The sequence below is a fragment of the Clostridium thermarum genome (assembly GCF_006351925.1).
GTDB lineage: Bacteria > Bacillota > Clostridia > Clostridiales > Clostridiaceae > Clostridium_AU > Clostridium_AU thermarum.
This window is the reverse complement of sequence record NZ_CP040924.1, coordinates 2,301,607-2,327,919: the sequence shown is the minus strand read 5'-3', so window position 1 is coordinate 2,327,919 and position 26,313 is coordinate 2,301,607. Positions and strand designations below refer to the sequence as shown.

Here is a 26,313-nt window from a genome sequence, read left to right as displayed (position 1 = left end):
GTATGTGGATCAGGATAGAGGTTGTGACTAGTAATAGGGAAATCATAGTTTTGCCACAGGAATTAACCAAACGAATTGAAAGTGAAGTTAAAGTGGAGTTTGGAAGAAGTTCTACGGTTGCTGCAGTAAGGCCTTCTGAAGAACTGCAATACACTGGTGGAGATGACTATGATAATCCGCTGCAAATAATACTTTCCAGTAAATTAGTGGACAAATTGAATATACAAGCTAACTTAACCTACCAGATGAAACTCAGTAGCCGGCGAATTACAATTGGTCCAGTTATTGGACTGCTGTTGGGAGCTCACGACTATATATATAGTCCGGAGCATATGACAAAGTATTCTGACCGTTTTGGAATTTATAAAGAAGTAGGCGGACTAATCTACGCATTTTCAGAGAGAGCCATTGATTGGAAAAATTCTACTATATATGGGCTTTATTACAATATATCAGAGAAGAAATGGGAATATGGTAAGTTTCCAATACCTTCTGTAATATATCGAAGAGATTTTCATTCTAATAAAGATACAATCAAAAGACTTATGGAATACACTAATGGCAAAATGTTCAATTCATGGCGCTTTGGAAAATTCTATCTCTATAAGCATATTAAAAGGAACCGAAAACTAGCTATGCATGTTCCACGTACAGAGGTTACTGAAGACTTTAGGCAGGTAAAGAGATTTATTGATGATATAAAGGATGTGATTTTGAAACCCATATATCTATCCAGAGGTAGAGGAATATGTATCATACAAAAAAGAGATGATAGATACAAAGTAGCAGATTATAGAAACAATGAAGTTAAGGAATTTATCTTAGAGAATGATAGTGAACTAAAAAGGTTCTTTGATGAGAATACGGAATTTTTTGATAAGTACTTGATACAGCAGCATTTATCACTGGCAAAGATAGAAGGAGCCCCATACGATATTCGTGTGGTAATGCAAAAGTTAAGGCAAGACCAGTGGAAGTGTTCAGGTATTGAGTGCAGAGTAGCTGCAAAAAAAAGTATGATAACCAATATATCCAGAGGCGGTTACGCATTAACTCTTGATGAGGCCTTGGCCTGCTCCTTTAAGGTAGATGAGGAAGAAAGACAGAGAATCAAGGATAAGGTATATGAGTTATGTTTCAGACTGTGTGAAAGTCTTGATCGATTGGATCATCACTTTGCAGAGTTTGGTATAGATATTGCCCTCGATGCAGATGGAAATGCCTGGATTATCGAGGTCAATGTATTTCCAAGTTTTAAAGGTTTCAAGCTCATGGATTATGAAACCTATTTAGGTATTCGGTATACACCAATATTGTATGCAGCACATTTGGCTGGATTTTAAAACAATACCAAATATAGAGGTGATAAGATGTATGATATAGTTGCTATAAAACTGCAACAATCTAAAAAAGCCCACCTGATTTTAAATGAGTATCTGGCAGAAAAATTAAACTTAGCAAAACTTAAACGAGGATATGTAAGTTTTGGAGTAAAAAAAATATATGTTGATGTTGACGTCTCAGGTGACATCAGAGCTGATGAAATAATTATAAGCCAAGCAGTAGCGAAAGAATTGTATATTCCTGAGTATCCAATATACGAAATTAAAGTTAAGGGCAATGAATTTATGCTTGGTCCTTGCATAGGAATATTAGCTTGTCAAAAGGAAAAGGACCTCACCAAGAGAATGCTTAAGGAAATGGCACTTTATGTCATGGACTATGGCAGAATACACGGTGCTGTCATAGCCTTTTCCTTAGAAAAGGTGAACAAGGACAACCACACTATAGAAGGTTACTGCTATAATCCACAGAAAGAATCTTGGGAAAATGGGGTTTTCCCTTATCCTCTCTCTATATACCGCAGGTCCCGTCTCAGCGATGAGTGGGAAAATCATTTCTTACCACTGATAGGGGATACCATTTTTAACAACTACTCCTTCGACAAGTGGTATATGCACAAATGGTTCTCTAAAGAAAGAGAAATTGCAGAGCATATTCCTAGAACCATAGTTTACAGACAGAAGAAGGACTTATATGACATGCTGGAAAGGTACGGAGTAGTTTACGTTAAGCCCATTTGGGGAATGAAAGGCTTTGGGGTAATAAGGGTTAGTAAAGAGGATGAGAAGTTAAGATTTAGGTATAGAGAAGATGGCAGCAATATAGACTTTGAACTTGAAGAAGAAAGGGAAATAGATGAAACCCTGGAAAAGTTATTTAGTCCAGGTGACTGTATAATTCAACAGGGACTAGAGCTAATAAGCTATGATGGAGGTTTGGTAGATTTTAGATGTGTAATGCAGAAAAATGAGACCCGCAAATGGGAGTGCAGCAGTATTATTGCAAGGGTTGGAGCAAAAGAAAGTGTTGTAAGTAATATCTCAAGCGGTGGTTCAGCTCTACCTGCAATGGACTTAATAAGAGCAGCTTTAGCTTCATCCCATTTAGAGGTTTTTAATATAAAGGAAGAATTAATTTCTCTGTGCATGAAGGTCTGTAACACCCTGGACAGCTATGGTTATAATTTTGGAACCTTAGGCTTGGATATAGGTGTAGATAAGAATAAAAAAATTTGGTTAATAGAAGTGAATAATAGGCGTCCTCATCCGGCTATTGCTCTAAGAGCCAGTGATATACAAGCTTACTATACTATACTGACAGCACCACTACGATATGCTAAGGCACTAGCAGGGTTTGGCAGTAAGGAGGAGGAGAAGGATGCTTTATAGAATAACCTCAGACAAGTATTCTATTGACAAAATAATCGTATCCGAAAGATTTTTTAAGGGTACACTGGCAGCTAAGAAAAGTCATGTTGATGTGTCCGTGGGCAGTAAAACCGTCAATGTAGAACTGATTAAGGATTCAAGACTTAGAGAAAATAGAGTTAAATTGTCCAATAATGTTATTGATGAACTACTCCTGCCGGAGGATGTGGATTATCAAATAATCCATACCAAGGAAGGATTTAGAATAGGACCAATTATTGGCTTATTGATGTCTAACAGCAAGAGCAGTATAGGGAGGGGCAGTCTCTCAAAGATGAACTATTATACAATTATCCATCCTGAAATAGGTGGTTTGTTGGTTGCTTTCAGCTCTGACAGTGTTGATTTTAATAAAAAGTGCGTTGATGGTTATTACTATGGTGATAATCTGAGCCATAGAAGACTGCCCTGGAGAGCAGGAGTACTTCCCATACCGGACTCTGTTTTCTCAAGAACCATGGTATCAGACGAACTCACCGATAAACTAAAGGAAGTTACCAATGATCGATTCTTTAACTCAAAGTATTTTAACAAGTGGGAGTTCTGGAGATTGGTAAGCAGGGATAACACCTGTTGCAAGTATATACCAGATACCAGGTTATATTCTGGTTTGGAAGATATAGATTATATGATAGAAAATTACGGTGCTGCTTATATAAAGCCACTAAATGGAACACTGTCCAGAGGCTTGTATAAGGTTACTAAAACAGGAGAGGGCTATGGCGTTCAAGGAAAACAAGGGGATAAAGTTGACCTAGTATCAAACAGAAGAGAAGCGGAAGAATACTTCAAAAAAATAATGAAGGGGCATAAATATATTGTACAGCAGGCTATTACTCCTCTGAAAGTGAAAGGAAGGCATATGGACTTCAGAGTAATAATGCAAAAAGATCAAACCTTGGATTGGCAATGTACAGGTATAGTGGCCTTGATCGGAGCAAGGGGAGATATTTGTACAAATTGGGGAAATACCTCTTCCTTTGAGGATATATTCTATAAGGCCTTCGACTTTAGTCAGCAGCAGATCTATAAAAAGAAGAGCGAAGTGGTGGGAGCCTGTAAGAGCATATGTGACCTGCTGGACGCTACTGGAGAAAACTATGGCGACTTAGGTTTTGACGTAGTTGTTGATGAAAATTACAAGGTATGGGTACTGGAAGCCAACAAGCGGCATTATCATTCTGTACCTCTGTGGATCAATGACGTTCAGACCTTCTATCAGACAAAGTCAAATCCAATTAAGTACGCGGCAGCACAGGCAGGCTTCCGTGTGTATTAAGAGATGATATTCCTATATGGATTTTGATTAAAAGATATGCCTAGAGATAGAACTACTCAGGCCTCTGCAGATTTGGAAGAGTAAAAAGTAGATATTTGCTGATAAGTTATACGAATAAAGAATTATTAAGCCTCATAAAGTTTAGTACGTAGAAATTTAACTTTCTATAGTATATAAAAAAGGGGGTAACAGTTGTGCCAGATAAGGGAAAAAGTAAAAGTGGAACAACCAATAAAAGCAAAGGCAAGGATAAAGGGTCAAAGAAAAAATAGCTCAAAGTCATACAACACATAAGAATCTTATGTGTTGTTTTGATTTTTATTTGCATTTTAATTAAGGACAATGGCTTGTTAGTAATATAATTTAAAAATTATTGATAATTTATTAATAAAATGTTAATGAATGTAGGGAGGAAATATAAGCTTTTTTAAAAATTCTAATAAAAATTAAACATTAAATAAAAATGTGAAATAGACATATAATATATATATAATTAACTTAATAATATGATATAATATCGTTGTACATAACTAACAGGTTATGGTAATTTTAAAATGGAGGTATAGGACATATGAGAAAAAGACTTTTATCAGTTGTATTATCATCTTTAGTGGCTGCATCCTTATTGGCAGGCTGTGCTCAGAAGGCGGGAACTGCAGAAAAAACTAAGGTAGGCATGGTTACCGACTCTGGTACTATAGATGATAAATCATTTAACCAAGGAACCTGGGAAGGTATAAAGAGATATGAAGAGGAAAAGAAAACTATAGAGACTCAGTACCTTAAGCCAGCAGGACAGCAGGAAACAGACTACATAAATGCTATCAATGACCTTGTAGATTCTGGTTATAAGATAATAGTAACTCCAGGATATAAGTTTGAAACAGCTGTTAATAAATCTGCAGACACTCATAAGGATACAACTTTTATTCTTATTGACGGTTCTACACATACTGCAGATAGCTATGATTTTGTAAAACATGATAATGTTGTATGTGTTTTCTTTAATGAACATGAGGCTGGTTTCTTAGCAGGTATAGCTTCTGCACTTTCTACAAAGACTGGTAAATTAGGCTTTATAGGCGGTTTGGAAATTCCTCCGGTACAAAGATTCGGCTGGGGCTTCAAGGCTGGAGTTCATTATGCAAACAAAAACTTAGGTGCAAAGGCTGAAATAGTGGATTATGTTTACCAAGGTTCCTTTGACAACATTCCTGCAGGTCAGACTTTAGCTTCCGGTATGTACAGCAAAGGCATAGACATAATATTCCATGCTGCTGGTGGAGTTGGAGTTGGAGTATTTAACGAAGCAAAGCAGAGAGCAGAAAAGGGAGAAAAAGTTTATGTAGTTGGTGTTGACGTTGACCAGTATTCAGATGGTCTGTTAAGTGATAAGAAGACATCCGTAACTTTAACTTCAGCAATGAAGAGAATAGATGTTGCTGCTTATGACTACATCGACAAGAAACTAAACAACAGCTTCCCAGGCGGAGAGATCATAACTCTTTCATTAAAGGAAGACGGTGTTGGTCTACCAAAAGAAAATCCAAATCTTTCTTCAGATGTAATAGCAAAAGTTGATGCTGCAAAGAAGGAAATAGTTGATGGAAAACTTACTGTTCCTTCAACTGAGGAAGAATTAAAGGGATTCTTAAGCAAATAATGTTAAAAGGAAAACAGAAGCTAAAAAGCCTGTTTTCCTTTTTTAAAAATATGAGAGATTTACCATGGAGGGGAAGAGATGGAATATATTATAGAGATGCTTAACATTAGAAAAGAATTTTCTGGCATAGTGGCCAATGATAACATTACCCTTCAAGTTAAGCCTGGAGAAATTCACGCTCTTTTAGGTGAAAACGGAGCGGGAAAATCTACCTTGATGTCAGTGCTTTTTGGACTTTATAAGCCGGATGCAGGTATGATAAAGGTTAAGGGAAAAGAAGTGAAAATAACAAGTCCTAATATTGCAAACGACCTAGGAATAGGTATGGTGCATCAACATTTTAAGTTAGTACACAATTTTACTGTTACAGAAAATATAATATTAGGCATTGAGAGGGTTAGAGGTGGAAAAATCGATATAGCTTCTGCTTCTAAGAGAATAAAGGAATTATCTGACCGTTATAAGCTCAGTGTAGATCCTGACGCGGTAATTGAGGATATTACTGTGGGTATGCAGCAGAGAGTTGAAATACTAAAAATGCTTTATAGAGATTCTGAAATTTTAATATTTGATGAACCTACTGCAGTATTGACTCCTCAAGAAATAAACGAATTAATAGCTGTTATGAAGCATATGGCAGCAGAAGGTAAGACTATAATCGTTATTACACACAAATTAAAGGAAATCAAAGCTGTTGCAGACAGGTGTACAGTTATCAGAAAGGGTAAATCAATTGCAACAGTCAATGTGGCTGAAACCTCCGAAGCAAAGATGGCTGAATTAATGGTAGGAAGACAAGTAAGCTTCAAGGTTGATAAGGCACCTGCAAAATATGGCAAGGAAGTTTTTAAGATTGAGGACCTCAAGGTTATGGGCAACAGAGGAATTCAAGCTGTAAAGGGTATCAATCTTTCTGTCAGTGCCGGTGAAATATTAGGAGTAGCAGGTATAGAAGGAAATGGGCAGACAGAGCTTATAGAAGCCATAACCGGTCTAAGGAATATTGAATCCGGAAAGATTACTATTAATGGTGTGGATATTACAAGGATGTCAGTGAGACAGCGAAATGAAGCAGGTCTTGGACATATACCGGAAGACAGACACAAGTACGGACTTGTTTTAGATTTTTCTTTGGAAGATAATATGGTATTGGAAAATTATTATAGAGAACCCTATTCAAAGGGTGGAATATTAAATAGAGAAAAAATTCACTCCTATGCCGATGAACTTATAAAACAATTTGATGTTAGATCCGCACTAGGTGGACTTACAAAAGCAAGAAGTATGTCCGGGGGAAATCAGCAAAAAGCTATAATTGCAAGAGAAATTGATAGGTCACCGGAAGTTCTGATAGTAGCCCAGCCAACAAGAGGATTAGATGTAGGTGCCATTGAGTATATTCATAAACGACTCATTGAGGAAAGAGATAAAGGAAAGACTATATTACTATTCTCACTGGAACTGGATGAAATTCTGAATCTTTCTGATAGAATTGCGGTTATCTATGAAGGAGAAATCGTGGGAATTGTTGATGCCGATAAGACTAACGAAAATGAGTTGGGATTGATGATGGCAGGAGGAGGAAGGAATTCACATGCGTAAAAATAAGTTTTTAGTATCATTGCTGGCAGTTATTTTAGGATTTATAGTCGGTGCTATAGTTATGTTGGCCACCGGCCACAATCCAATAGAAGGTTACACATCCCTGCTTAAGGGTGCTGGATTTCTGATTTACAGTGTCAAAGAAGGGGACACAATAATCGATATTTTGTTCAACAAACGTTTTGGAGATACTCTCCTTAATATGACAACCCTTGTACTTACAGGATTGGCTGTGGCATTTGCCTTTAGAACAGGACTCTTTAACATTGGAGTATCTGGGCAGATGCTAATAGGAGGATTTATAGGAAACTTAATTGGAGCAAAATTAGATCTGCCATTTTATATACATGCTCCTCTCGCCGTTATTGGTGCCGTTATTGGTGGAGCTCTTTGGGCTGCACTACCGGGACTCTTAAAAGCAAAATTCAGAATTCATGAGGTAGTTACAAGTATCATGATGAATTATGTTTCCCTATGGCTTGTATACTATTTTGTACAAACCTTTTTAAAGGGAAATTTTGAAACAGAATCTGAAATTATCAAGACAACAGCTTCCTTAAGAGTAAATTGGCTGACAGAATTTTTCAATGGTTCAAATGTAAACATTGGCTTATTCCTTGCTTTGGCTGCTGTCATACTTGTATGGTTTATATTAGATAAAACCACCTTCGGTTATGAGTTAAAAGCAGTAGGTTTCAACATTCATGCATCAAAGTATGCTGGTATGAAGGTTAACAGAAATATGGTGCTAGCAATGATGATCTCAGGAGCACTAGCGGGTCTTGCCGGTGCAGTTTTCTATTTGGGATATACTGATAACATCAAGATAGGACCACCATTACCGGCAGCAGGTTATGACGGGATAGCCGTTGCTTTAGTTGGTCTAAACAATCCCTTTGGTGTACTCTTAGCGGCCTTCCTCTTTGGTCTTATGAATGCAGGAAGCTTATTTATGAATTCAGCAGCAGGAGTACCACGTGAACTGGTTTCAATCATTATAGCTATTATAGTATTCTTCTCTGCCACCAGTCTAATGTTTGAGAGTTGGATGGATAGATTTAAGAAAATATTTAAAAAGAATGAAGGTGGTAAATAATGTTGGATATTCTTACTACTATTGTTCCTTTAGCAATTGCCTATACATCACCACTATTGATTATTGCTTTAGGAGGCTTGTTTTCTGAAAGAAGTGGAGTTGTTAACGTTGGACTTGAAGGTCTTTTAGGTGTAGGAGCTTTTGCTGGCGCCATTGTCACCTACTTATATGGTGATGCTCTTGGAGGGGCAACGGTTTATGTTTCACTTTTAGCTTCAGTTATAGCCGGTGGAGTATTTTCCCTACTACATGCTTTTGCTAGCATAACCATGAGAGCGGATCAGGTAATAAGCGGAACAGCAATAAATATACTATCATCAGCTTTAACAGTATTTTTGTCAAGAAGCATAACAAATGGTAAGGCACTTATACAGATTACAGGGCTAGGTAATTTTGACGTACCCTTACTTTCAAAGATTCCTGTTATAGGACCTCTGTTTTTTAGTCATGTATACACAACAACTTTTATTGTTATAGCTATTGTGGCCCTAAGCTATTACGTACTTTACTATAGACCTTTTGGATTGAGGTTAAGAGCCTGTGGTGAAAACCCTCAAGCAGCAGATTCTTTAGGAATAAATGTTGTGAAGGTGAGATATATAGGAGTAATTTTGTCAGGTATGCTTGCAGGTTTAGGTGGAGGCATTCTGCTTAATACTATAAACAGAGAATTCTCTGAACTTACCTTTACGGGAATGGGCTTCCTTGCTCTGGCTGCACTTATATTTGGTAAGTGGAAACCATGGAGTGTAGCAGCTGCTGCATTATTCTTTGGGTTTGCAAAAACAGTTGCAGATATATCCATGTTGTTTGAATCATTAAAGAATATAAATCCAGGCATATTAAATACTTTCCCATATGTGGCAACGTTGTTTGCCCTGGTGGTATTCTCTAAGAATGCAGCGGGCCCAAGGGCAGCTGGAGAGCCTTACGACCCTGGTAAACGATAATAGACTCTTTATTCAAGTTATAAAAAAATAAAATCTCGAGGTTTTCGAGATTTTATTTTTTTAGTATAAATATTTTTTCAAATTTGCCATAAGGTTTAATAGACAAGTATCACACTGAAAAATGGATAAATTAGATTGGGACAAGGAGAGTTTCTCATGAAGAATTAGATATGTTTTTATGCTAAATAAGCTGTCATACATAGGAATTATAAATTTTCAGAGATTATAAAATATTTATAATTTGAAGATACTAAGGAGGAAAAGGAGGGATTTTTATGGCTAAGAACAAAACAAAGGAAAAGTTTATGGCAGTACCAATAGAACGTCATGACACTGCTGCTTGGGATAATGCTGTTGAGACTAAGCCCGTATCAAGAGTAGCAATACCAGGCGAAGAAGACGTAAGAGATGCCAAAGACTACGTAGATGGAAATCAAAAGTAATTGTACTTAATGCATTCAATAAGCAACATACTAAAAAATGGAGATTAAGACCCATGTGCCTTAATCTCCATTTTATATGTGGCTTTTGACTATTGAGAGTAGAGTATTACTTAGTAATTCATATCAGCAAGACGCTTATAGAATTCATATCTTTCTTTAGCATGCTGAGCCGATAACTCATACATTGCATCTGCTCTTTCTGGGAAAGTATTTAACAAGGATGAATATCTTATTTCTCCAAGTAAGAAGTCCTTATATGACTTAGTAGGCTCCTTGGAATCCAAGATAAATGGATTCTTACCTTGTTCCTTCAATAATGGGTTATATCTGTACAGGTGCCAATAGCCTGATTCTACTGCTTTCTTTTCTTCAGCAATACTTGTTCCCATACCGGTCTTTATACCGTGGCTTATACATGGAGCATAGGCTATTATCAAGGATGGACCTGGATAAGCTTCTGCTTCAACAATGGTCTTAATGGTATGATTCATGTTTGCACCCATGGCTATCTGAGCTACATAAACGTAACCATAGGTCATGGCCATAGCTCCCAGATCTTTCTTCCTTAGTTTCTTACCACCTGCAGCAAATTTTGCAACGGCTGCTGTTGGTGAAGATTTTGAAGATTGACCACCGGTATTTGAATAAATTTCAGTATCCATTACAAAGATGTTTACATCGTCACCCATAGCCAATACTTGGTCTAGACCGCCATACCCAATGTCATAAGCCCAACCGTCTCCACCGATTAACCAGTGAGACTTCTTAACAAGATAATCCTTCTTTTCCATGATCTCGCGAAGCTGTGGATCGTTTTGATAATCTATTTTTTTCATTGCTTCTAAAATTCTAGCAGTACCTTCTTTTGAAGCTTTTGCATCATTAAAGCCATCCAGCCAAATGTTGAAGGCCTCTTTAAGATCCTCCGGAAGATTTCCGTTTAATAGAGAAACTTTAACTAACTCTGCCAGTCTCTCTCTCATTTGCCTTACTGCCAAGAACATACCATAACCATACTCAGCATTGTCTTCAAACAAGGAGTTACCCCAAGATGGACCTTTTCCTTCAGCGTTGGTAGTATAGGCTATAGATGGTGCACTAGCTCCCCAAATTGATGAACAACCGGTAGCATTTGCAATCATCATTCTGTCGCCGAAGAGCTGAGTCAGTAGTCTGATATAAGGAGTTTCTCCACAACCAGGACAAGCACCGTTGAATTCCATTAATGGACGTACAAATTGGCTGCCTTTCAAGGTTGCTGGATCCATTAAATTGGATTTTGCAGTTACAGTTAAGCCGTATTCCCAATTTTCTGCCTCAGCTTCTATTTGAGAATCTGCAGGCTTCATAATAAGAGCTTTACCGGGAGCTGGACAAACATCAGCACAGTTACCGCAACCGGTACAATCCAGCGGACTTATTGTAATACGGAAGCCAAGTCCTTCCAAGCCTTTTCCTATGGCAGGCTTAGTTTTAAAGGTATCCGGAGCCTTTGCAATTTCATCCGCATTTAATAGTTGAGAACGGATAACAGCGTGAGGACAAACAAATGAACATTGATTACATTGGATACACTTTTCTAGCTGCCATTCCGGTATCACTATAGCAATACCACGTTTTTCATAGGAAGTTGTACCTACAGGGAATACTCCATCTTCCATACCTTTGAATGCGCTTACCGGAAGTTTATCACCTTCTAGCCTTGCCATTGGTCTTTGTATATTCTTCACAAAGGCAGGTTCATCTTTTACAGGAGCATTGTCATCAGTTGCGTCCTTCCAGCAATCAGGAATGGTAACCTTAACTAAGGCTTCAATTCCACGGTCTATGGCAGCTTTGTTCATATCCACAATTCTCTGGCCTTTTCTGCCATAGGTCCTTTCTACGGACTCTTTCAGATAATTTACAGCCTCTTCCACAGGTATTACATTTGCCAGCTTAAAGAAGGCTGCTTGCATTATCATATTGATTCTTCCGCCAAGACCGATTTCCTGAGCTATACTTACGGCATCAATGATATAGAAGTTGATGTTGTTTTCTGCAAGATATCTCTTCATTAAGGCTGGTAGCTTATCGTCTAATTCCTCTTCCTTCCAAGGACAATTCAGAACAAAAGTACCGCCTTTCTTTAATCCCTGCAGTAAATCAAAATGATATACATAGGACTTGTTATGGCAAGCTACATAGTCAGCATTATAAACTAAATATGGAGACCTTATAGGCTTTTTACCAAATCTTAAATGAGAAACGGTACTACCTCCTGACTTCTTACTGTCATAGGAGAAATAAGCTTGAGCGTATAAATCGGTGTTATCACCAATGATTTTTATCGCTGATTTATTTGCACCTACAGTTCCGTCTGAGCCAAGACCCCAGAACTTACAGCTTATGGTTCCTTCTGCAGTAGTGTCAACTATTTCGCCTTCAGTTAAAGAAGTATGTGTTACATCGTCCACTATACCGATAGTAAATCTGTTCAGAGGATTTTCTTGTTTTAAATTTTCAAATACTGCAATTATTTGTGATGGTCGTGTATCCTTGGATGCCAAACCATATCTTCCGCCTACTATTAGAGGTTTGTCTTCAACATTGTAGTATAGGTTTAAAACGTCAAGATACAATGGTTCACCTAGAGAACCTGGTTCCTTAGTTCTATCAAGCACTGCAATCTTCTTTACGGATTTTGGCATAACCTTAAAGAAGTAATCTGCGCTAAACGGACGATACAAGTGTACCTTTAAAATTCCGACCTTTTCACCCTTTTTCATCAAATAGTCTACAACTTCGTGGGCTGTATCACATACAGATCCTATTGCCACTATTACATGTTCTGCATTTGGATCACCGTAATAATCAAAGGGGTGATATGCTCTTCCGGTTATCTTTTCTATTTCTCTCATGTAACCTTCAACGATGTCAGGTACTGCATCGTAATAAGAATTTGCAGATTCTCTCATCTGGAAGTATATATCGGGATTTTGAGCAGTACCCCTAACTGTTGGATGTTCTGGGTTTAAAGCCCTGTCTCTAAATCTCCTTATAGCTTCATAGTCTACTAATTTTGCCACATCCTGATAATCAATAATTTCTATCTTTTGAGCTTCATGTGAAGTTCTGAAGCCGTCGAAGAAATGAATAAAAGGTAGACTGGCTTTTATTGCTGATAGGTGAGCAACGTGAGCTAAATCCATTACTTCTTGAACGTTGGATGAAGCAAGAAGTACAGCACCGGTCTGTCTTGTTGCCATTACGTCTTGATGGTCGCCAAATATTGAAAGAGCATGGGTAGCAATAGCACGGGCACTTACGTGCAGTACACCGGGTAATAGCTCACCGGCCATCTTATAAATATTTGGAATCATCAGTAATAATCCTTGAGAAGCAGTATATGTACTAGTTAAAGCTCCTGCCACTAAGGAACCATGCATGGAACCTGCAGCTCCGGCTTCAGATTGCATTTCTACAACCTTTACGGTCTGATGGAATATATTTTTCTTACCATGTGCGGCCCATTCATCTACAGTTTCGGCCATTGGAGTAGATGGAGTTATGGGGTATATAGCAGCTACTTCGGTATAGGCATACGATGCGTCGGCAGCAGCCATATTACCATCCATGGTTTTCATTTTTTTTGCCATTAATACATCCTCCTTAAAAGTTAAGATATTTTCCCTTTCTATTATTTACAATTGAATTAGTATAAATACATAATTCCTTTTTCCTTGTCTAAGGATGATGTATTATTAAGATTAATGTGGTACTATAACATATATGAAATTAACAGAGGAGAGGTCATATGTTTAAAGAGATTATTTGGGATTTTGATGGTACACTTTTTGATACCTATCCGGGTATTGTATATACCTATAAGCACGCTTTAGATGAATTGGGTATAGAGGAGGACGAAGAAGCAATACTGGAATTGCTGAAAAGGTCTGCTAAGGAAGCCATAGAATACTATAGGGATACCTATAAACTGGATGATAGTTTTATCCACTTGATAAAGAAACATAAAGAAACTGAAATTGACATGGCTAAACCTTTTCCATATGCAGAAGAAGTGTGCAGGCGGATTGCAGAAAGTGGAAGAAGAAATTACATATTAACGCATAGGGGGTATACAACACAAGAACTGCTACAGCAATATAATATGGAAGACCTTTTTACAGAAATTATAACTGGGCACAGTGGCTTCAAAAGAAAGCCTGACCCTGAGGGCTATGCTTACCTAGTAGATAAATATAACATGAAAAAGGAAGAAGTGTTAATAGTAGGCGACAGGGAATTGGAGATATTGGCAGCAAAGGCCTTAGGAGTGAAGGTGTGTCTGTATGATACAAATAAGATAAAATATATTGAAAAGCCAGATTATGTGGTTACTTCATTGCAAGAGGTTAAGGATATTATTATGAATGGACAATAAATAAAGAAATCAGCCCTGCTGAATTTCTTTATTTATTGCGTAGTTTTCAATTGTAAGTGTTAATCATCAAAATCCGAGGCAGCTTCTTTCATGGACAGTGACTTTCTGTTTCTTTTAGCCAGCAGTAAGGTCAGTATTATAATAAAGTACAATATAAGAGCTAACAGAGTATAAAGATACATTAGAGGCTGTTTATTTACATATCCCATTACCGGAATGTTCAGGATTGCCAGCAGGGGCAAACCAAAAAGCAGACCAGATGCACTACCTAAAACAAGGTTTTCTGCAGCTTGAGTTTTAAATTCAGGGTCCACTTCCTTTAACAGAGCCAATCCAGTAGAAATTGTACCGGTAAGCATGCCGTATAAGGCCACTGTATTCTCTAATACATGAGTCTTATATACTTTTTTGCCCAGCCATATAATGTACACAATGCTCACTATCCCGCCTGCTGTAGATAATATCAAAATTGGTATCAAGGCACTTTTTATTGCATAAAGTGAAAGTACTGAAATTGAAGCAGCAATCATATAATCAAAGGCTGATCCTGATATCCTCTGAAGGAGATAGTTGTTTGTATATTCTTCCTTGATGTAATTCTTTTTTTTGAGAAAATCATATAACATTCTGAAAGCCATGGCCAAAACTGTGGCGATTAGAAAATGAAAACCCCAAAGTAAGTTTGACATAGTCTCGCCGAAAAGTCCCAGAGGAGTAAGTATATTGGATAGCCCCTTCAGTATTAAATATGTAACCAAATAAACTATTCCTATTAAGAAAAACTGAAGAGTAATCTTATCTAAGCCTGAACTTAAGGGGATCTCACCGGGCTCCGATTTTTCCACTAAGGGACGTTGAATAATATCACCAGCGGTGGACACATGCTTAAGCTTTTTCTTTCTTACTAAATAGTTAAGTACTGGTACGCCTCCAAAACAGGCCCAAAGAAATCCAAAGGTTGCTATGGTGAGACCAATTTGACCACCATTTTCAAATCCCATCTTTTCCCACTGACTTCCTATGGAATAAGCTTGCCCAGGTCCTTGTCCATAGCCTAAAGGAAGCAGAAGTCCAAATGTTGGAAAAATATCGGGATAAATTGTATATAACAAACCCAGAGATATGATAAAACCCACAATTCCCTGAATTAGATAGGTACTAACGATAAAGACTCCGGTTTTATAGCTATCCGCAGTTTTTTTGTTTTCCCTTTCCTTTAAGGTTAGGGCTATAAAACCAAGGGCCATAAGGTGATATACCAAGTTTTCCAAATTTTTAGCATTAAAAGGTACGATATTTAAAATTTCCGGTCCTAATAACATTCCAACAAAACCCGCCAATATTGAGGTCGGAATAAGCAACTTACTGAAGAACTTAAATTTTTCTTTAAGAATAGCTGCTATACCTAAAAATAAGGAAAGATACATAAAATCCGTCATTGATAACCAGTTCAAATCCATTTGTAATACCTCCCAATAGATTACCTGGGTTTAATAACCACTTTTTTTTCAGTTATTAGTTTTTGCAATATTTCCAGGGAACTTACCCACTTGTAAGAAGAAATACTCTTATTCTTAAATTTAAACCTATATAAGGCTTTATCATAGTAAAACTCAAATTCGTCATTATACTGAACATTTATTCCTGACAATTTTTCTATTTCAAAGGACTTTAAAGTAATTCCGTCAGCAAATATAGAAAAGAATTTTGTATCAAGTGAGATGGTACCTTGTGCAAAATTACGCAGGGGCATAAGCTTATTGCCAATCAGTATGGTAACATCCTTATCCTCAAGAAGCACCTGAGGTTCTTCTTGCATTGCCTTCCGGAAAAGAGTCGTAAGGTAGCTTAACTGCCATTTGTCCCATTGTCCAGGGTAGGAGAAGGGGAGGTCCATATCTGAATTTTCAAGGTATCCATATTCATTATATACTACGGAATAATTACATTCCTCACAGCATAAAGTATTGATTTTTGATTTTAGTGACCCAATAGTATTGCATTTAGCACATATAAAAAGGTATAGCTCAAGTCTTTCTGCTAAATTCTTGCCTTTATAAGGTATCATATTCATATCCTGATAAGCCATTTCATCGTGATAGACTGAATGCTCTAGTTTTTTATGAATAGCCTCTTCACTTAAATCACTAATTTCTTCCGGAGACAAGATATAGTCATAGTCCAGTTCTATTTTACCAATACGGTCCTTTGTGGCCCATCTTGGATGGGTTAAATGAGCACCCTTAATTTTAACTGTGATGATAGGTATCTTCAACAGCTTGATCAATTTTGCTGTTGAAAAAAGTAAAGTACCGGTTTCGCCATTCCAATTCCTCTGCCCCTCAGGGAAAATACCAACGGAATGACCAGAACGTACTACTTTGATAATAGCCTTTACAGATTCCATATCAGAAACAAATTTTTTCTTTGGAATGGCTCCAAAAACATGAGTAAGGACAAAACCCTTAATAGGATTTCTGAATTGCTCATCAGATGCTACATAATGAATGGGTTCCTCTACAAAGGCATTAATAAAAAAGGGATCCCAGTTATTAATATGATTTGCCAATAGTAGAAAAGGCCCCTTTATTTCTTTTATTTTCTCTATATCTGCAATCATATTATAGCGGTATCTGAAGTAACGTTTAAAAATAAAACGAAGTATTTTATTTAATGTTGGACTTGCAATTCTAACTTGTGATGTCATAATTTTAACCTTTCCATATGAAATTTTATACTAATATTTTAACTGCTGCATTGAATTTTGGCAAATTTACTTTTTTAAATTAGGCTTAGGCCTTGTTGGGGTATGGCTTGGCATGTATGTTGGCTGGATGATAAGAGGAGTGCTATATTTCATAAGATTTAGATTTTTGCTTTATTTGCAGTTATGACACTTTTCCTTACTCCATACGACTCTGTTTTAGAATACAGTTGATGAACAATTAAAACATGTCCATCAACTTTTTTAATATTGAGTCATGCTATGGCATGCCTATAAATGTTCAGCCTAAATTTTTATCAATAATACTTCGCAATTTTCTTTATAGGCGTAACGTCCTCTTTTTTGCTATAAAAGCTTAAGAAAATATTAAGAATTTGGCTAAGAGATTTGTAAAAATTTTAGTTTAAAATGGTATTGTAGCTGGTATGGAGGTGAAAAATTGATATAATAGTTTCGAAAGGTTGTGATAATGATGATAAATTATAACATTCTTGTAGTGGATGATGAAGATGAAATCAGAGACGCCATTGAAATATATTTAAGGAATGAAGGTATGAAGGTATTTAAGGCTAAAGATGGCATAGAAGCGCTTATGATTTTGGAAGAACAGGAAATCCACCTTATAATTATGGATGTAATGATGCCGAGAATGGACGGAATAAAGGCTACCTTCAAAATAAGAGAAAGTAAGAATATTCCGATAATCATGCTTTCTGCTAAATCTGAGGATACGGATAAAATCTTAGGACTTAACATTGGGGCTGATGATTATATTACTAAGCCCTTTAATCCGGTAGAATTAGTGGCAAGGGTAAAATCACAGCTGAGAAGATATATAAACTTTGGAGTATACAAACAAAGGACAGATGAAATCAGTGTAAGAGGACTAGTACTCAATAAAGCCACAAAGACGGTAACTGTTGACGGAGAAGAAGTCAAAGTGACCCCTATAGAATTTGGTATATTAGAGTTATTGATGGAGAATTTAGGGAGAGTGTTTTCTATAGAAGAGATTTATGAAAGGGTTTGGAAGGAACCGAGTTATAATGCTGACAATACAGTGTCTGTACATATAAGAAGGATAAGAGAAAAGATTGAGATAAACCCAAGGGACCCAAGATATTTAAAGGTGGTGTGGGGGATTGGCTACAAGATCGAAAAATAGTTTTTTAAAATCTATTATATTTACCATAGCTATAATGTTACTTGGGTATTCAGTACTTGCAGCAGCAAACTTCACTATATATTATGAGTATGTGGAAGAGAAATCCTATTTTAGAACCCATGATTTTGTGAACAGGATTACAAGAGGGTTGTACGATTTACAGGAATATTATGTGACTTACAGTTTTGAAGGCTATGAAGAAAAAACTCCTGAGGAAAAGGTAGATGCTGAGGAGCTAAAGAGTGCATTAGAGGAAAATGCAAAGTTTGTTCAGGAAAATATAAGTGCTATTAAGAATGAGTATGAATACAATATTAATGTTTATGAGGGCAATAAAGAAGAGCAGCAGAGATTGATTAAAGAGCGAGAAACGCGAATTTCAGAATTTAAGAAACAATATGAAAAATCAGAAGAGCAAATCAGGGCAGAGTTAATTAAAAAAAAGGATGAACAGTATAATCTCTTAAAATACAATATACAGCAGTGGAAGAGCATTAAATATTACTTGGTAAGTCAGGAAACTGGGAGAGTATTTACTAATCTACCAAGCAACACTGACATAAATGTGTATATTTCAAAAGGAATGTTATTCCAAGAGAAGTTTCCCAAAAAAATCACTAGTAAAGAAGATCTTGTTTATGAAGGTATAAATGATATACTTTTAAATGCCAAGTTAGAAGGTTACATCTTAGTGCCACAGGAAGTAGATAATTTTACTGATGTTTACTGGCTAAATTCAGACTTTCAATATAAGCGTGACCGATTAATCGGTGAAGCAAAGGCAGCGGTAGGAGCCTTTACTGTCTCCATAGTACTATTAATGTTTGTAATGCGAAAAAAAGATGACGAAAAGACTATATTGGATAATCTGACAGATTTCTACGTAAGAATTCCTATGGAACTTAGGCTGTTAGCACTTTTACTTACTACGTTGGCATTTATGGGCGTTGTTGCAGAGAGTGAGAGGGATCTTTTTGGCTTGCCTATTCCCCACTACGTGATGTTTTCAATGTTTTGTTCAACCTTTATGCTATATATACTACTACATATAAGGGGCTTCTACAATATAATCATCAGTCACGAGAATTTTACAACTTAATGGAAAGGAACTTTGCTATACAGAACCATAGATTTATTTTCTCAGTTATTTATATTTAGGAATGCTCTATTTAAGGTGGTAATAGTTATCGGAGCTTCTGTATTTGCAGGCATGGCCTTCGTTGCATTATTTTTAGTAGGAAGCAATAGTGCGGCTCTCTTCTTCTTTATTTACCTCGCTGCGTATGCCATATTTATCCTTAGATATGTTATTAAGAGGACAATATATTTTAGTCAAGTAGTGAAGGGGTCTGATGAAATAGTATCCGGGAACTTTGATTATATTATAGAAGAAAAGGGCAGGGATGATATTGCAAGGTTAGCTTACAATTTTAACAATATAAAAAATGGATTTAAAAGATCCCTGGAAAGTCAAATTAAGAGTGAAAGACTAAAGACGGAATTAATTACAAATGTATCTCATGATTTAAAGACTCCGCTTACTTCTATAATTAATTATGTAGATCTTCTAAAAGATGAGGGGTTATCCCAAGAAGAAAAATACAGCTACATTGAAGTTTTGGATAGGAAGGCACAGAGGCTAAGGGTCCTTATAGAGGATCTGTTCGAAGCTGCGAAAATGTCCAGTGGTGCGGTCGAACTTAATAGGGAAAGGGTAGATATAGTGGCTATACTAAGGCAGGCCCTTGGAGAATTTGACGAGAAGATAAATAACTCCTCCCTAACCTTTAGAGCCAATATACCATCTGAAAAGATATATTTATATCTGGATGGCAAGAAAACTTGGAGGGTATTTGAAAATCTAATCAACAATGCTTTAAAGTATTCTCAGCCAAATACAAGGGTATATATTGATTTAATAGAGACGGAAGCCAGTGTTAAGCTGACTATCAAAAATATAGCCAATTATGAAATGGACTTTGATGTAGAGGAGATCTTTGAAAGATTTAAAAGAGGAGATAAATCCCGAAACACTGAAGGCTCTGGTCTTGGGCTTGCCATTGCTAAAAGCATAGTTGAGCTCCAGGACGGAAAAACGAGTATTGAAATTGATGGTGATCTATTTAAGGTAATAGTTGAGTTTAGAAAGTAGGACAGTGGGTGTACTGTCCTATTTTCTTTTGTGGTAAATATATTACTTTTCTAAGTTTATAGGAATGTGTTACAATTGATGTAATAATTATAAATTTTATGATATAAAACGTGCTTTTATTCAATTTATTTTTAAAAAGTTTTGAGGCGGTTTAACTGATATGAAACTAGGAAATTAAATAATTTTAAAATTGATAATGAAAGTTGGGAAGGATTATGGAGAATATATATTGGGTGCAAGAATGGTCAAAATTAAGACAAGCGTAGCTTGTACGATTACCTTAGAGTTTTGAAATTCATAACTGCTTTTTAAAGCATATGTCAAAGGAAGAGTTTGAGTCAGTCTTCAAAGAAGTATGGATCTTATTTGATAACATATATGGAAATATTGCAGAATTCCCAGAAGCATTTGGGATGCCTTTGTATAAAATAAAGGTTTTAATTGTACTTAAACTAATGGCGGACAAGGCTTACAACACAAACAGAATTGGTGATTTTATCGCTTGTCATTATAAACTGTTTCAAGATGATATGAATGTTGTAAATTATGGGCATGGTGTAGATATAGTGGCTGACAAAATGCACACTCAACAGGAAAAAGAATTCATATATGCATTGGATGCATTACTTTGTGAGATGGGTTATTATGCTGGATCTAGAGAATCGAACGAAGGACCTGGTTATGCTTACTATAGCAAGGAAAGCGATGTAAAAAAAAGGGACCCTATCATTATTTAATGTTATCTTATAAAACAAAAACTAATCCTATTCCTTCGCATTAGAAATGTTTCAAAGTGTATAGATTATCTAAAGGATTGTCCGGATTCTGTAAAACAGATTTTCTTATGGAGTGATCCTGGATGCTCCAAACATATTGAGGGCAGATGTATACATGGACAAGAGTACACAATAGGTGGGAATACGTACTGGAGATGTGGATGTTGTAACGCACAATTTTCATTTAAGCCCAATATAGATGATATTCCACATTATATAAAATTAGTTGAATTAGGGCTAAAATGATGATTTTTATGCAATAGTACAAGGGCAAGACAGCGATGTACAAGTGGTATAATGGGGAAACATTAAAAAGATATTAGGGGGAGTCACAGTGCAGTTATTAAAAAAGCTTAAGGATAAAAAAGTTAAGGTTATGGAAATACCCCAATGGGGGACATATTTAAGAAAACAGTGGGAAGATAAGTTTGCAAATCACTTGAGTGATAGTGAAAAGAGAGAGATTTACATGTATGACTGTAATGGTGCTTGTGGTTATCTTTGGCATATATTTAGCTACGAAAAAAAGGAATGTTTAGTAGGAAAAGATGCTGAGCAAGCTTTTATGGATGAGGAGAAAAAAGCTTGCTACATCTTTTATCAACATTCAGATTATGCTTTTATATTGAAAGATGCTTCAGTACTAGAACCAAGCGATTTGCTTGGAGAGGGAGATGTGTATGTTGTTGACCGAGAATTTTCTTGGACTTATGTTAATACGCATGAGAACGGTTGGTTGGGACCATATTTTGGTAAAAACAATGATAACTATGCTGTAAAATGAAATGTGGACTTTTCCTAATTGAACTATTCTATAAGAAGGAGTGCTGAATTATGATAAAAGTAATGTTTGTGTGTCATGGAAATATTTGCAGAAGTCCTATGGCTGAGTTTGTTTTTTGTCATATGGTGAAAGAAAGAGGGCTATCGGACAAGATTTATATAGCTTCTTCTGCTACAAGCAGAGAAGAGATAGGGAATCCTGTACACCACGGTACAAGGAGAAAGCTGCAGCAAGTAGGAATTTCCTGTGATGGCAAAACTGCAGTTCAACTTACTAAAAAGGATTATGAAATGTATGATTATATAATATGTATGGAAACTTACAACATTAGAAATGTTTTAAGGATTATTGGAGAGGATAAATATAAGAAGGTATATAGGCTCCTTGATTTTTCAACGCGGCCACGAGAAATTGCAGACCCCTGGTACACCGGTAATTTCGATGAAACCTATGATGATATTTTAGAGGGGTGTGTAGGATTGCTTGAACACATCCTAAGAAAGCATAAAATATACTGAGTTACTACGAAAGTGCCCAGGAGACAGAAGAAAAAATACTGAAATCTTCAATATTGCAGCTGAGAAAGTTCTCAATAAGAACACAAATGAGTTAGATCTAGAATTTGTGATTGAAAAATAATTGATATAAAGATATTTTCCAGCGACAAAAGCCAATAAAGGTGTTATAATACAAAAAGAAAAAACTAAGGATTCAAAGATTATCAATCTTTGTTGGTTTAAGAGGAGGATTTCAGATGAGTGGTATTGCAGGAAATGGTTGCGATATTTTGGTGCCTTTCAATGAGAGAAAGCCCTTAGAAGAAATAGAAAGAAGTATAACCACAACCTATAGAACTAAAATATGGTCAAAATTCCTAAGGGCCATTAAAGAATATAAGTTAGTTGAAGACGGAGATAAAATAGCTGTAGGAGTTTCCGGCGGTAAGGACAGTATGCTTCTGGCAAAGCTTTTTCAGCTGTTGAAGAGAAATGGACAAATGGATATTGAAGTAGAATTTCTACTGGCAGACCCGGGATATCATCCGGATATAAAAAAACTTATGATAGACAACTGTGAATATCTTCAAATACCTATAAAGGTATTTGACTCCGGTATCTTTGAGGTAGTAGACAGAATTGCAAAGGATTATCCATGTTATATGTGCGCCAGAATGAGAAGAGGAGCTCTGTATTCAAGAGCTAAGGAACTAGGCTGCAACAAGCTAGCCCTAGGTCATCACTACAACGATGTTATTGAAACCACTATGCTCAATATTCTTTACTCGGGAAACTTCAAAACTATGCTCCCTAAGCTGAAGGCTGCTAACTTTGAAAATATGGAACTGATCAGGCCTCTATATTTTGTAGAAGAAGACCATATTGAAAAGTTCACTCAAAACAGTGGTATTTGGCCATTAAATTGTGCTTGCATGGTGGCAGCAAAGAAAATAGGGAATAAGAGATACGAGATAAAGCAAATGATAAAGGATTTCAAGACTAAGTTCCCTGATGTAGAAAAGTCTATCTTTAAGTCAGCTCAAAATGTCAATATGGACTCTATTCTAGGCTGGCAGAAGGATGGAAAGAACTATTCCTTCCTGGATTTTTATGATGAAGAGGAATAAATGAGGCATAAAACAGTAGGATACTGAAGCAGATAAAAAAACAGTTGCCAGTGAAATTCACTGGTCAACTGTATTTTTCATTTGTTTACCAGAAGTAACCACCGAAGAAGGGGTTATACCCATAGCCATACCCATAGCCATAGCCATAGCCATAACGATAGCCGTAACCGCCAAAGCCTCCTAGGAGGTAAATCAATCCTGCTGCTGCCAACAGTCCGGCCCAGGAACTATTGACCTTGCCTACTCTTTTACCTTCCATATCGTAAATTTCCCAGCCATGAATAAAACCTAAGGGGCAGCCATGCATGTCAAAGAGCATGTTATCCTCAACGTAGGCTATGGGATTGCAGTGTTTATCAAAGATTACATTATCGTGAATGAACCCTTTTTTTCTACCGTGCTTATCATATATTATATTGTTTTTCATGTATCCACATTTTCTTTCGTTTCCATCATAAATTTGTTCCATATGCACATACCACCTTTTCATCAAAATGTGTATGGTGAAGTTCTCCACCCAATAAACATCATATGCTGTATCCTCTTAAAGTGATAAAACCCTTTTGTAATATTAAGTAACACAATGGGAATAATAATTATTGACAAACAATGACAGTGAGTATAGAATATAATCATAAATCAGAGCAAATTACTCGGGATTAAAACTTATATGAGGTGAATTTATATGGCGGAAAAGCTATTAGAAATAAAAATTTGCATGCAGAAGTTGATGGAAAAGAAATATTAAAAGGTTTGGACTTAGAGATAAAAAAAGGAGAAGTTCATATTATTATGGGACCTAACGGGGCAGGAAAATCTACGCTGGTGAACATAATAATGGGTCATCCAAAGTACGATGTTACAGAGGGCTCCATAGTTTTTGAAGGTGAAGACATAACTGAATTAAAGACAGATGAAAGAGCAAGGAAGGGAATATTCCTATCCTTCCAGGCACCTGAAGAAGTACCAGGTATCACAGTGGAAAGTTTTCTGAGAGGAGCCAGAAGCGCTATAACAGGAAAACCGCTAAAGATGATGGCTTTCAAAAAGGAATTAAAAGACAAAATGGAACAGTTAAAGATAGATGAAAGCTACGCACAAAGATATCTTAATGTGGGTTTCTCCGGTGGTGAAAAGAAGAAAAATGAAATACTTCAGATGATGATGTTGAATCCAAAGCTTGCTATATTGGATGAAACAGATTCGGGACTGGATGTAGATGCTGTGAAGATTGTATCAAATGGAGTAAAGGAATTTAAGAACGATGAAAATGCTATTGTGATTATAACTCATAACAGCAAAATCCTAGAATTTTTAAAGGCTGATTATGTTCATGTAGTACAGGACGGCAAAATAGTGAAAGTTGGTGACAGTTCCTTGATTAATGAAATAAATGAGAAGGGCTTTGCCAATATAGCTGCGGTTTAGAGGTTGAGGTGAAAATATGGAGAGAAAGAAGACCTATGTAGAGGATTTAGATAGGGGTCTGTATGACATAAAAAATGAAGACAGATACAGTTTTAAGGTATCCAGCGGACTTACTCCTGAAATAGTAGATGAAATATCTAAAGAAAAAAATGAACCTAAATGGATGAGGGATTTCAGACAAAAGTCCTTGGAAATATACAATAAAATAGAAATGCCAACCTGGGGACCATCCCTTGAGGAGCTGGATATGGATAACATAGTTACCTATGTAAAGCCGGATACAGATTTAAAGGCGAGCTGGAAGGATGTTCCTGATGACATTAAGAACACCTTTGAAAGGCTGGGAATCCCTCAGGCAGAAAGAGAATCACTGGCCGGTGTTGGTGCCCAGTATGATTCTGAGGTAGTTTACCACAGTATAAGAGAAGACCTGGTAAAACAGGGCGTTATATATACCGATATGGAGACCGCGGTAAGGGAGTATGAGGATCTTGTTAAGGAGTACTTTATGAAGTTAGTTCCTCCACAAGACCATAAATTTGTTGCCCTTCATGGAGCAGTTTGGTCCGGAGGTTCCTTCGTGTATGTTCCTGCAGGGGTTAATGTAGAGATACCACTGCAATCTTATTTTAGGCTTAATTCACCGGGAGCAGGGCAGTTTGAGCATACTCTTATAATTGTTGAAAAAGGAGCCAGACTACATTTTATTGAAGGATGTTCTGCCCCAAAATACAGTGTGACAAATTTACATGCCGGCTGTGTGGAGCTTTATGTTAAAGAGGGTGCTTACCTAAGGTATTCTACTATAGAAAACTGGTCAAAGAATATGATGAACTTAAATACTAAGAGAGCTACAGTAGACAAAAACGGTACCATTGAATGGGTGTCTGGTTCCTTTGGGTCAAAGGTTTCAATGCTTTACCCCATGAGTATCTTAAAGGGTGAAGGTGCCAGGGCTGAGTTTACCGGTGTAACCTTTGCTGCAAAGGGTCAGATATTGGATACCGGAGCAAAGGTTATACATGCTGCACCTTATACAACTTCCAACATAAACTCGAAGTCTATTTCAAAGGGCGGAGGAACAGCAGTATATAGGGGGGCTATAAAGGTTGCACCTAATGCACATCACTGTAAATCTACCGTATCCTGCGAATCTCTGATGCTGGACGATATTTCAAGATCTGATACTTTACCGGTTTTAGATATTTTGAATGATGAGGTAGATATGGGGCATGAAGCAAAGATAGGTAGAATAAGTGAAGAAGCTATATTCTACTTAATGAGCAGAGGAATAAGCGAAGAAGAGGCAAAGGCAATGATTGTCAGAGGTTTTGTGGAGCCTATTGCAAAGGAGCTTCCTCTGGAATACGCCGTGGAGATGAATAATCTTATTAAACTTGAAATGGAAGGCAGTATTGGTTAGGTGGTGAGA

General features: G+C 36.7%; 22 protein-coding genes. 18 read left to right on the top strand and 4 right to left on the bottom strand.

What is annotated here, in order from left to right:
• Window positions 1-2 precede the first annotated feature (2 nt).
• The 8 genes from FHY60_RS10530 to FHY60_RS10495 all read left to right on the top strand — a co-directional run bounded on the left by FHY60_RS10530 (window position 3) and on the right by FHY60_RS10495 (window position 9,804).
• Window positions 3-1,343, top strand: a complete 1,341-nt coding sequence (locus FHY60_RS10530) for a YheC/YheD family endospore coat-associated protein (RefSeq protein WP_139904920.1) — start codon at window positions 3-5, stop codon at window positions 1,341-1,343.
• Between the two features lie 27 nt (window positions 1,344-1,370).
• On the top strand, window positions 1,371-2,732 hold the full coding sequence (locus FHY60_RS10525) for a YheC/YheD family endospore coat-associated protein (protein WP_139904919.1): 1,362 nt from the start codon (window positions 1,371-1,373) through the stop codon (window positions 2,730-2,732).
• Window positions 2,722-4,050: a YheC/YheD family endospore coat-associated protein gene (locus tag FHY60_RS10520; protein ID WP_139904918.1), complete on the top strand. Its 1,329-nt coding sequence runs from the start codon at window positions 2,722-2,724 to the stop codon at window positions 4,048-4,050. Before FHY60_RS10525 ends, FHY60_RS10520 begins: the two co-directional genes overlap by 11 nt.
• A gap of 571 nt (window positions 4,051-4,621) precedes the next feature.
• On the top strand, window positions 4,622-5,713 hold the full coding sequence (locus FHY60_RS10515; RefSeq protein ID WP_139904917.1) for a BMP family lipoprotein: 1,092 nt from the start codon (window positions 4,622-4,624) through the stop codon (window positions 5,711-5,713).
• 78 nt (window positions 5,714-5,791) lie between these two features.
• Window positions 5,792-7,315 carry an ABC transporter ATP-binding protein gene (locus FHY60_RS10510; RefSeq protein ID WP_139904916.1) on the top strand — a complete coding sequence of 508 codons (1,524 nt, stop codon included), beginning with the start codon at window positions 5,792-5,794 and terminating at the stop codon, window positions 7,313-7,315.
• Window positions 7,308-8,411, top strand: a complete 1,104-nt coding sequence (locus FHY60_RS10505) for an ABC transporter permease (RefSeq protein WP_139904915.1) — start codon at window positions 7,308-7,310, stop codon at window positions 8,409-8,411. Before FHY60_RS10510 ends, FHY60_RS10505 begins: the two co-directional genes overlap by 8 nt.
• Complete coding sequence (locus FHY60_RS10500; protein WP_139904914.1) at window positions 8,411-9,361, top strand: ABC transporter permease; 951 nt, start codon at window positions 8,411-8,413, stop codon at window positions 9,359-9,361. Before FHY60_RS10505 ends, FHY60_RS10500 begins: the two co-directional genes overlap by 1 nt.
• Window positions 9,362-9,636: 275 nt before the next feature.
• Entirely contained in the window at window positions 9,637-9,804 is a 168-nt protein-coding gene (locus tag FHY60_RS10495; RefSeq protein ID WP_139904913.1) for a CDIF630_02480 family spore surface protein, read from the top strand.
• Window positions 9,805-9,914: 110 nt separating this feature from the next.
• On the opposite strand, the gene nifJ is transcribed toward FHY60_RS10495, so the two are convergent.
• Window positions 9,915-13,442 carry a pyruvate:ferredoxin (flavodoxin) oxidoreductase gene (gene nifJ, locus FHY60_RS10490; protein WP_139904912.1) on the bottom strand — a complete coding sequence of 1,176 codons (3,528 nt, stop codon included), beginning with the start codon at window positions 13,440-13,442 and terminating at the stop codon, window positions 9,915-9,917.
• A gap of 158 nt (window positions 13,443-13,600) precedes the next feature.
• Between nifJ and FHY60_RS10485 the strand changes: the two genes are divergently transcribed.
• Window positions 13,601-14,227: an HAD-IA family hydrolase gene (locus FHY60_RS10485; protein ID WP_139904911.1), complete on the top strand. Its 627-nt coding sequence runs from the start codon at window positions 13,601-13,603 to the stop codon at window positions 14,225-14,227.
• 59 nt (window positions 14,228-14,286) lie between these two features.
• Here FHY60_RS10485 and FHY60_RS10480 read toward each other — a convergent pair whose 3' ends face one another.
• Complete coding sequence (locus tag FHY60_RS10480; RefSeq protein ID WP_139904910.1) at window positions 14,287-15,687, bottom strand: sodium/glutamate symporter; 1,401 nt, start codon at window positions 15,685-15,687, stop codon at window positions 14,287-14,289.
• Window positions 15,688-15,707: 20 nt separating this feature from the next.
• Complete coding sequence (locus FHY60_RS10475) at window positions 15,708-16,934, bottom strand: lysophospholipid acyltransferase family protein (RefSeq protein WP_139904909.1); 1,227 nt, start codon at window positions 16,932-16,934, stop codon at window positions 15,708-15,710.
• A gap of 493 nt (window positions 16,935-17,427) precedes the next feature.
• On the opposite strand from FHY60_RS10475, the gene FHY60_RS10470 reads away from it, so the two are divergent.
• The 7 genes from FHY60_RS10470 (at window position 17,428) to FHY60_RS10440 (ending at window position 23,453) form a co-directional block, all read left to right on the top strand.
• The gene (locus FHY60_RS10470; RefSeq protein ID WP_423243590.1) at window positions 17,428-18,117 is read left to right on the top strand and encodes a response regulator transcription factor; all 690 of its coding nucleotides are present in this window, start codon (window positions 17,428-17,430) and stop codon (window positions 18,115-18,117) included.
• On the top strand, window positions 18,095-19,216 hold the full coding sequence (locus FHY60_RS10465) for a hypothetical protein (RefSeq protein WP_139904908.1): 1,122 nt from the start codon (window positions 18,095-18,097) through the stop codon (window positions 19,214-19,216). The genes FHY60_RS10470 and FHY60_RS10465 overlap by 23 nt, the downstream gene beginning before the upstream one ends.
• A 12-nt stretch (window positions 19,217-19,228) precedes the next feature.
• Window positions 19,229-20,269 carry a HAMP domain-containing sensor histidine kinase gene (locus tag FHY60_RS10460; protein WP_243122133.1) on the top strand — a complete coding sequence of 347 codons (1,041 nt, stop codon included), beginning with the start codon at window positions 19,229-19,231 and terminating at the stop codon, window positions 20,267-20,269.
• Between the two features lie 317 nt (window positions 20,270-20,586).
• Window positions 20,587-21,006 carry a hypothetical protein gene (locus FHY60_RS10455; RefSeq protein WP_139904907.1) on the top strand — a complete coding sequence of 140 codons (420 nt, stop codon included), beginning with the start codon at window positions 20,587-20,589 and terminating at the stop codon, window positions 21,004-21,006.
• Between the two features lie 373 nt (window positions 21,007-21,379).
• On the top strand, window positions 21,380-21,829 hold the full coding sequence (locus tag FHY60_RS10450) for a DUF4275 family protein (RefSeq protein WP_139904906.1): 450 nt from the start codon (window positions 21,380-21,382) through the stop codon (window positions 21,827-21,829).
• Between the two features lie 50 nt (window positions 21,830-21,879).
• Window positions 21,880-22,347 (top strand): low molecular weight protein-tyrosine-phosphatase, encoded by a 468-nt coding sequence (locus FHY60_RS10445; RefSeq protein WP_139904905.1) that lies wholly within the window; start codon window positions 21,880-21,882, stop codon window positions 22,345-22,347.
• 236 nt (window positions 22,348-22,583) lie between these two features.
• Window positions 22,584-23,453 (top strand): tRNA 2-thiocytidine biosynthesis TtcA family protein, encoded by an 870-nt coding sequence (locus FHY60_RS10440; RefSeq protein WP_139904904.1) that lies wholly within the window; start codon window positions 22,584-22,586, stop codon window positions 23,451-23,453.
• A gap of 85 nt (window positions 23,454-23,538) precedes the next feature.
• On the opposite strand, the gene FHY60_RS17920 is transcribed toward FHY60_RS10440, so the two are convergent.
• Window positions 23,539-23,922, bottom strand: a complete 384-nt coding sequence (locus tag FHY60_RS17920; RefSeq protein WP_180375391.1) for a 5-fold beta-flower protein — start codon at window positions 23,920-23,922, stop codon at window positions 23,539-23,541.
• A gap of 206 nt (window positions 23,923-24,128) precedes the next feature.
• Between FHY60_RS17920 and sufC the strand changes: the two genes are divergently transcribed.
• Together sufC and sufB are read left to right on the top strand one after the other, a co-directional pair.
• Window positions 24,129-24,881 (top strand): Fe-S cluster assembly ATPase SufC, encoded by a 753-nt coding sequence (sufC, locus tag FHY60_RS10430; protein WP_243122132.1) that lies wholly within the window; start codon window positions 24,129-24,131, stop codon window positions 24,879-24,881.
• Window positions 24,882-24,897: 16 nt separating this feature from the next.
• The gene (gene sufB, locus FHY60_RS10425) at window positions 24,898-26,304 is read left to right on the top strand and encodes a Fe-S cluster assembly protein SufB (RefSeq protein ID WP_139904903.1); all 1,407 of its coding nucleotides are present in this window, start codon (window positions 24,898-24,900) and stop codon (window positions 26,302-26,304) included.
• The last annotated feature ends 9 nt before the right edge of the window (window positions 26,305-26,313 follow it).

What these genes read in the sequence shown, in the direction of transcription:
- FHY60_RS10530 (WP_139904920.1), top strand. Translation starts at nt 3, where the DNA reads ATGTGGATCAGGATAGAGGTTGTGACTAGTAATAGGGAAATCATAGTT.
- FHY60_RS10525 (WP_139904919.1), top strand. Translation starts at nt 1,371, where the DNA reads ATGTATGATATAGTTGCTATAAAACTGCAACAATCTAAAAAAGCCCAC.
- FHY60_RS10520 (WP_139904918.1), top strand. Translation starts at nt 2,722, where the DNA reads ATGCTTTATAGAATAACCTCAGACAAGTATTCTATTGACAAAATAATC.
- FHY60_RS10515 (WP_139904917.1), top strand. Translation starts at nt 4,622, where the DNA reads ATGAGAAAAAGACTTTTATCAGTTGTATTATCATCTTTAGTGGCTGCA.
- FHY60_RS10510 (WP_139904916.1), top strand. Translation starts at nt 5,792, where the DNA reads ATGGAATATATTATAGAGATGCTTAACATTAGAAAAGAATTTTCTGGC.
- FHY60_RS10505 (WP_139904915.1), top strand. Translation starts at nt 7,308, where the DNA reads ATGCGTAAAAATAAGTTTTTAGTATCATTGCTGGCAGTTATTTTAGGA.
- FHY60_RS10500 (WP_139904914.1), top strand. Translation starts at nt 8,411, where the DNA reads ATGTTGGATATTCTTACTACTATTGTTCCTTTAGCAATTGCCTATACA.
- FHY60_RS10495 (WP_139904913.1), top strand. Translation starts at nt 9,637, where the DNA reads ATGGCTAAGAACAAAACAAAGGAAAAGTTTATGGCAGTACCAATAGAA.
- nifJ (WP_139904912.1), bottom strand. Translation starts at nt 13,442, where the DNA reads ATGGCAAAAAAAATGAAAACCATGGATGGTAATATGGCTGCTGCCGAC.
- FHY60_RS10485 (WP_139904911.1), top strand. Translation starts at nt 13,601, where the DNA reads ATGTTTAAAGAGATTATTTGGGATTTTGATGGTACACTTTTTGATACC.
- FHY60_RS10480 (WP_139904910.1), bottom strand. Translation starts at nt 15,687, where the DNA reads ATGGATTTGAACTGGTTATCAATGACGGATTTTATGTATCTTTCCTTA.
- FHY60_RS10475 (WP_139904909.1), bottom strand. Translation starts at nt 16,934, where the DNA reads ATGACATCACAAGTTAGAATTGCAAGTCCAACATTAAATAAAATACTT.
- FHY60_RS10455 (WP_139904907.1), top strand. Translation starts at nt 20,587, where the DNA reads ATGTCAAAGGAAGAGTTTGAGTCAGTCTTCAAAGAAGTATGGATCTTA.
- FHY60_RS10445 (WP_139904905.1), top strand. Translation starts at nt 21,880, where the DNA reads ATGATAAAAGTAATGTTTGTGTGTCATGGAAATATTTGCAGAAGTCCT.
- FHY60_RS10440 (WP_139904904.1), top strand. Translation starts at nt 22,584, where the DNA reads ATGAGTGGTATTGCAGGAAATGGTTGCGATATTTTGGTGCCTTTCAAT.
- FHY60_RS17920 (WP_180375391.1), bottom strand. Translation starts at nt 23,922, where the DNA reads ATGGAACAAATTTATGATGGAAACGAAAGAAAATGTGGATACATGAAA.
- sufB (WP_139904903.1), top strand. Translation starts at nt 24,898, where the DNA reads ATGGAGAGAAAGAAGACCTATGTAGAGGATTTAGATAGGGGTCTGTAT.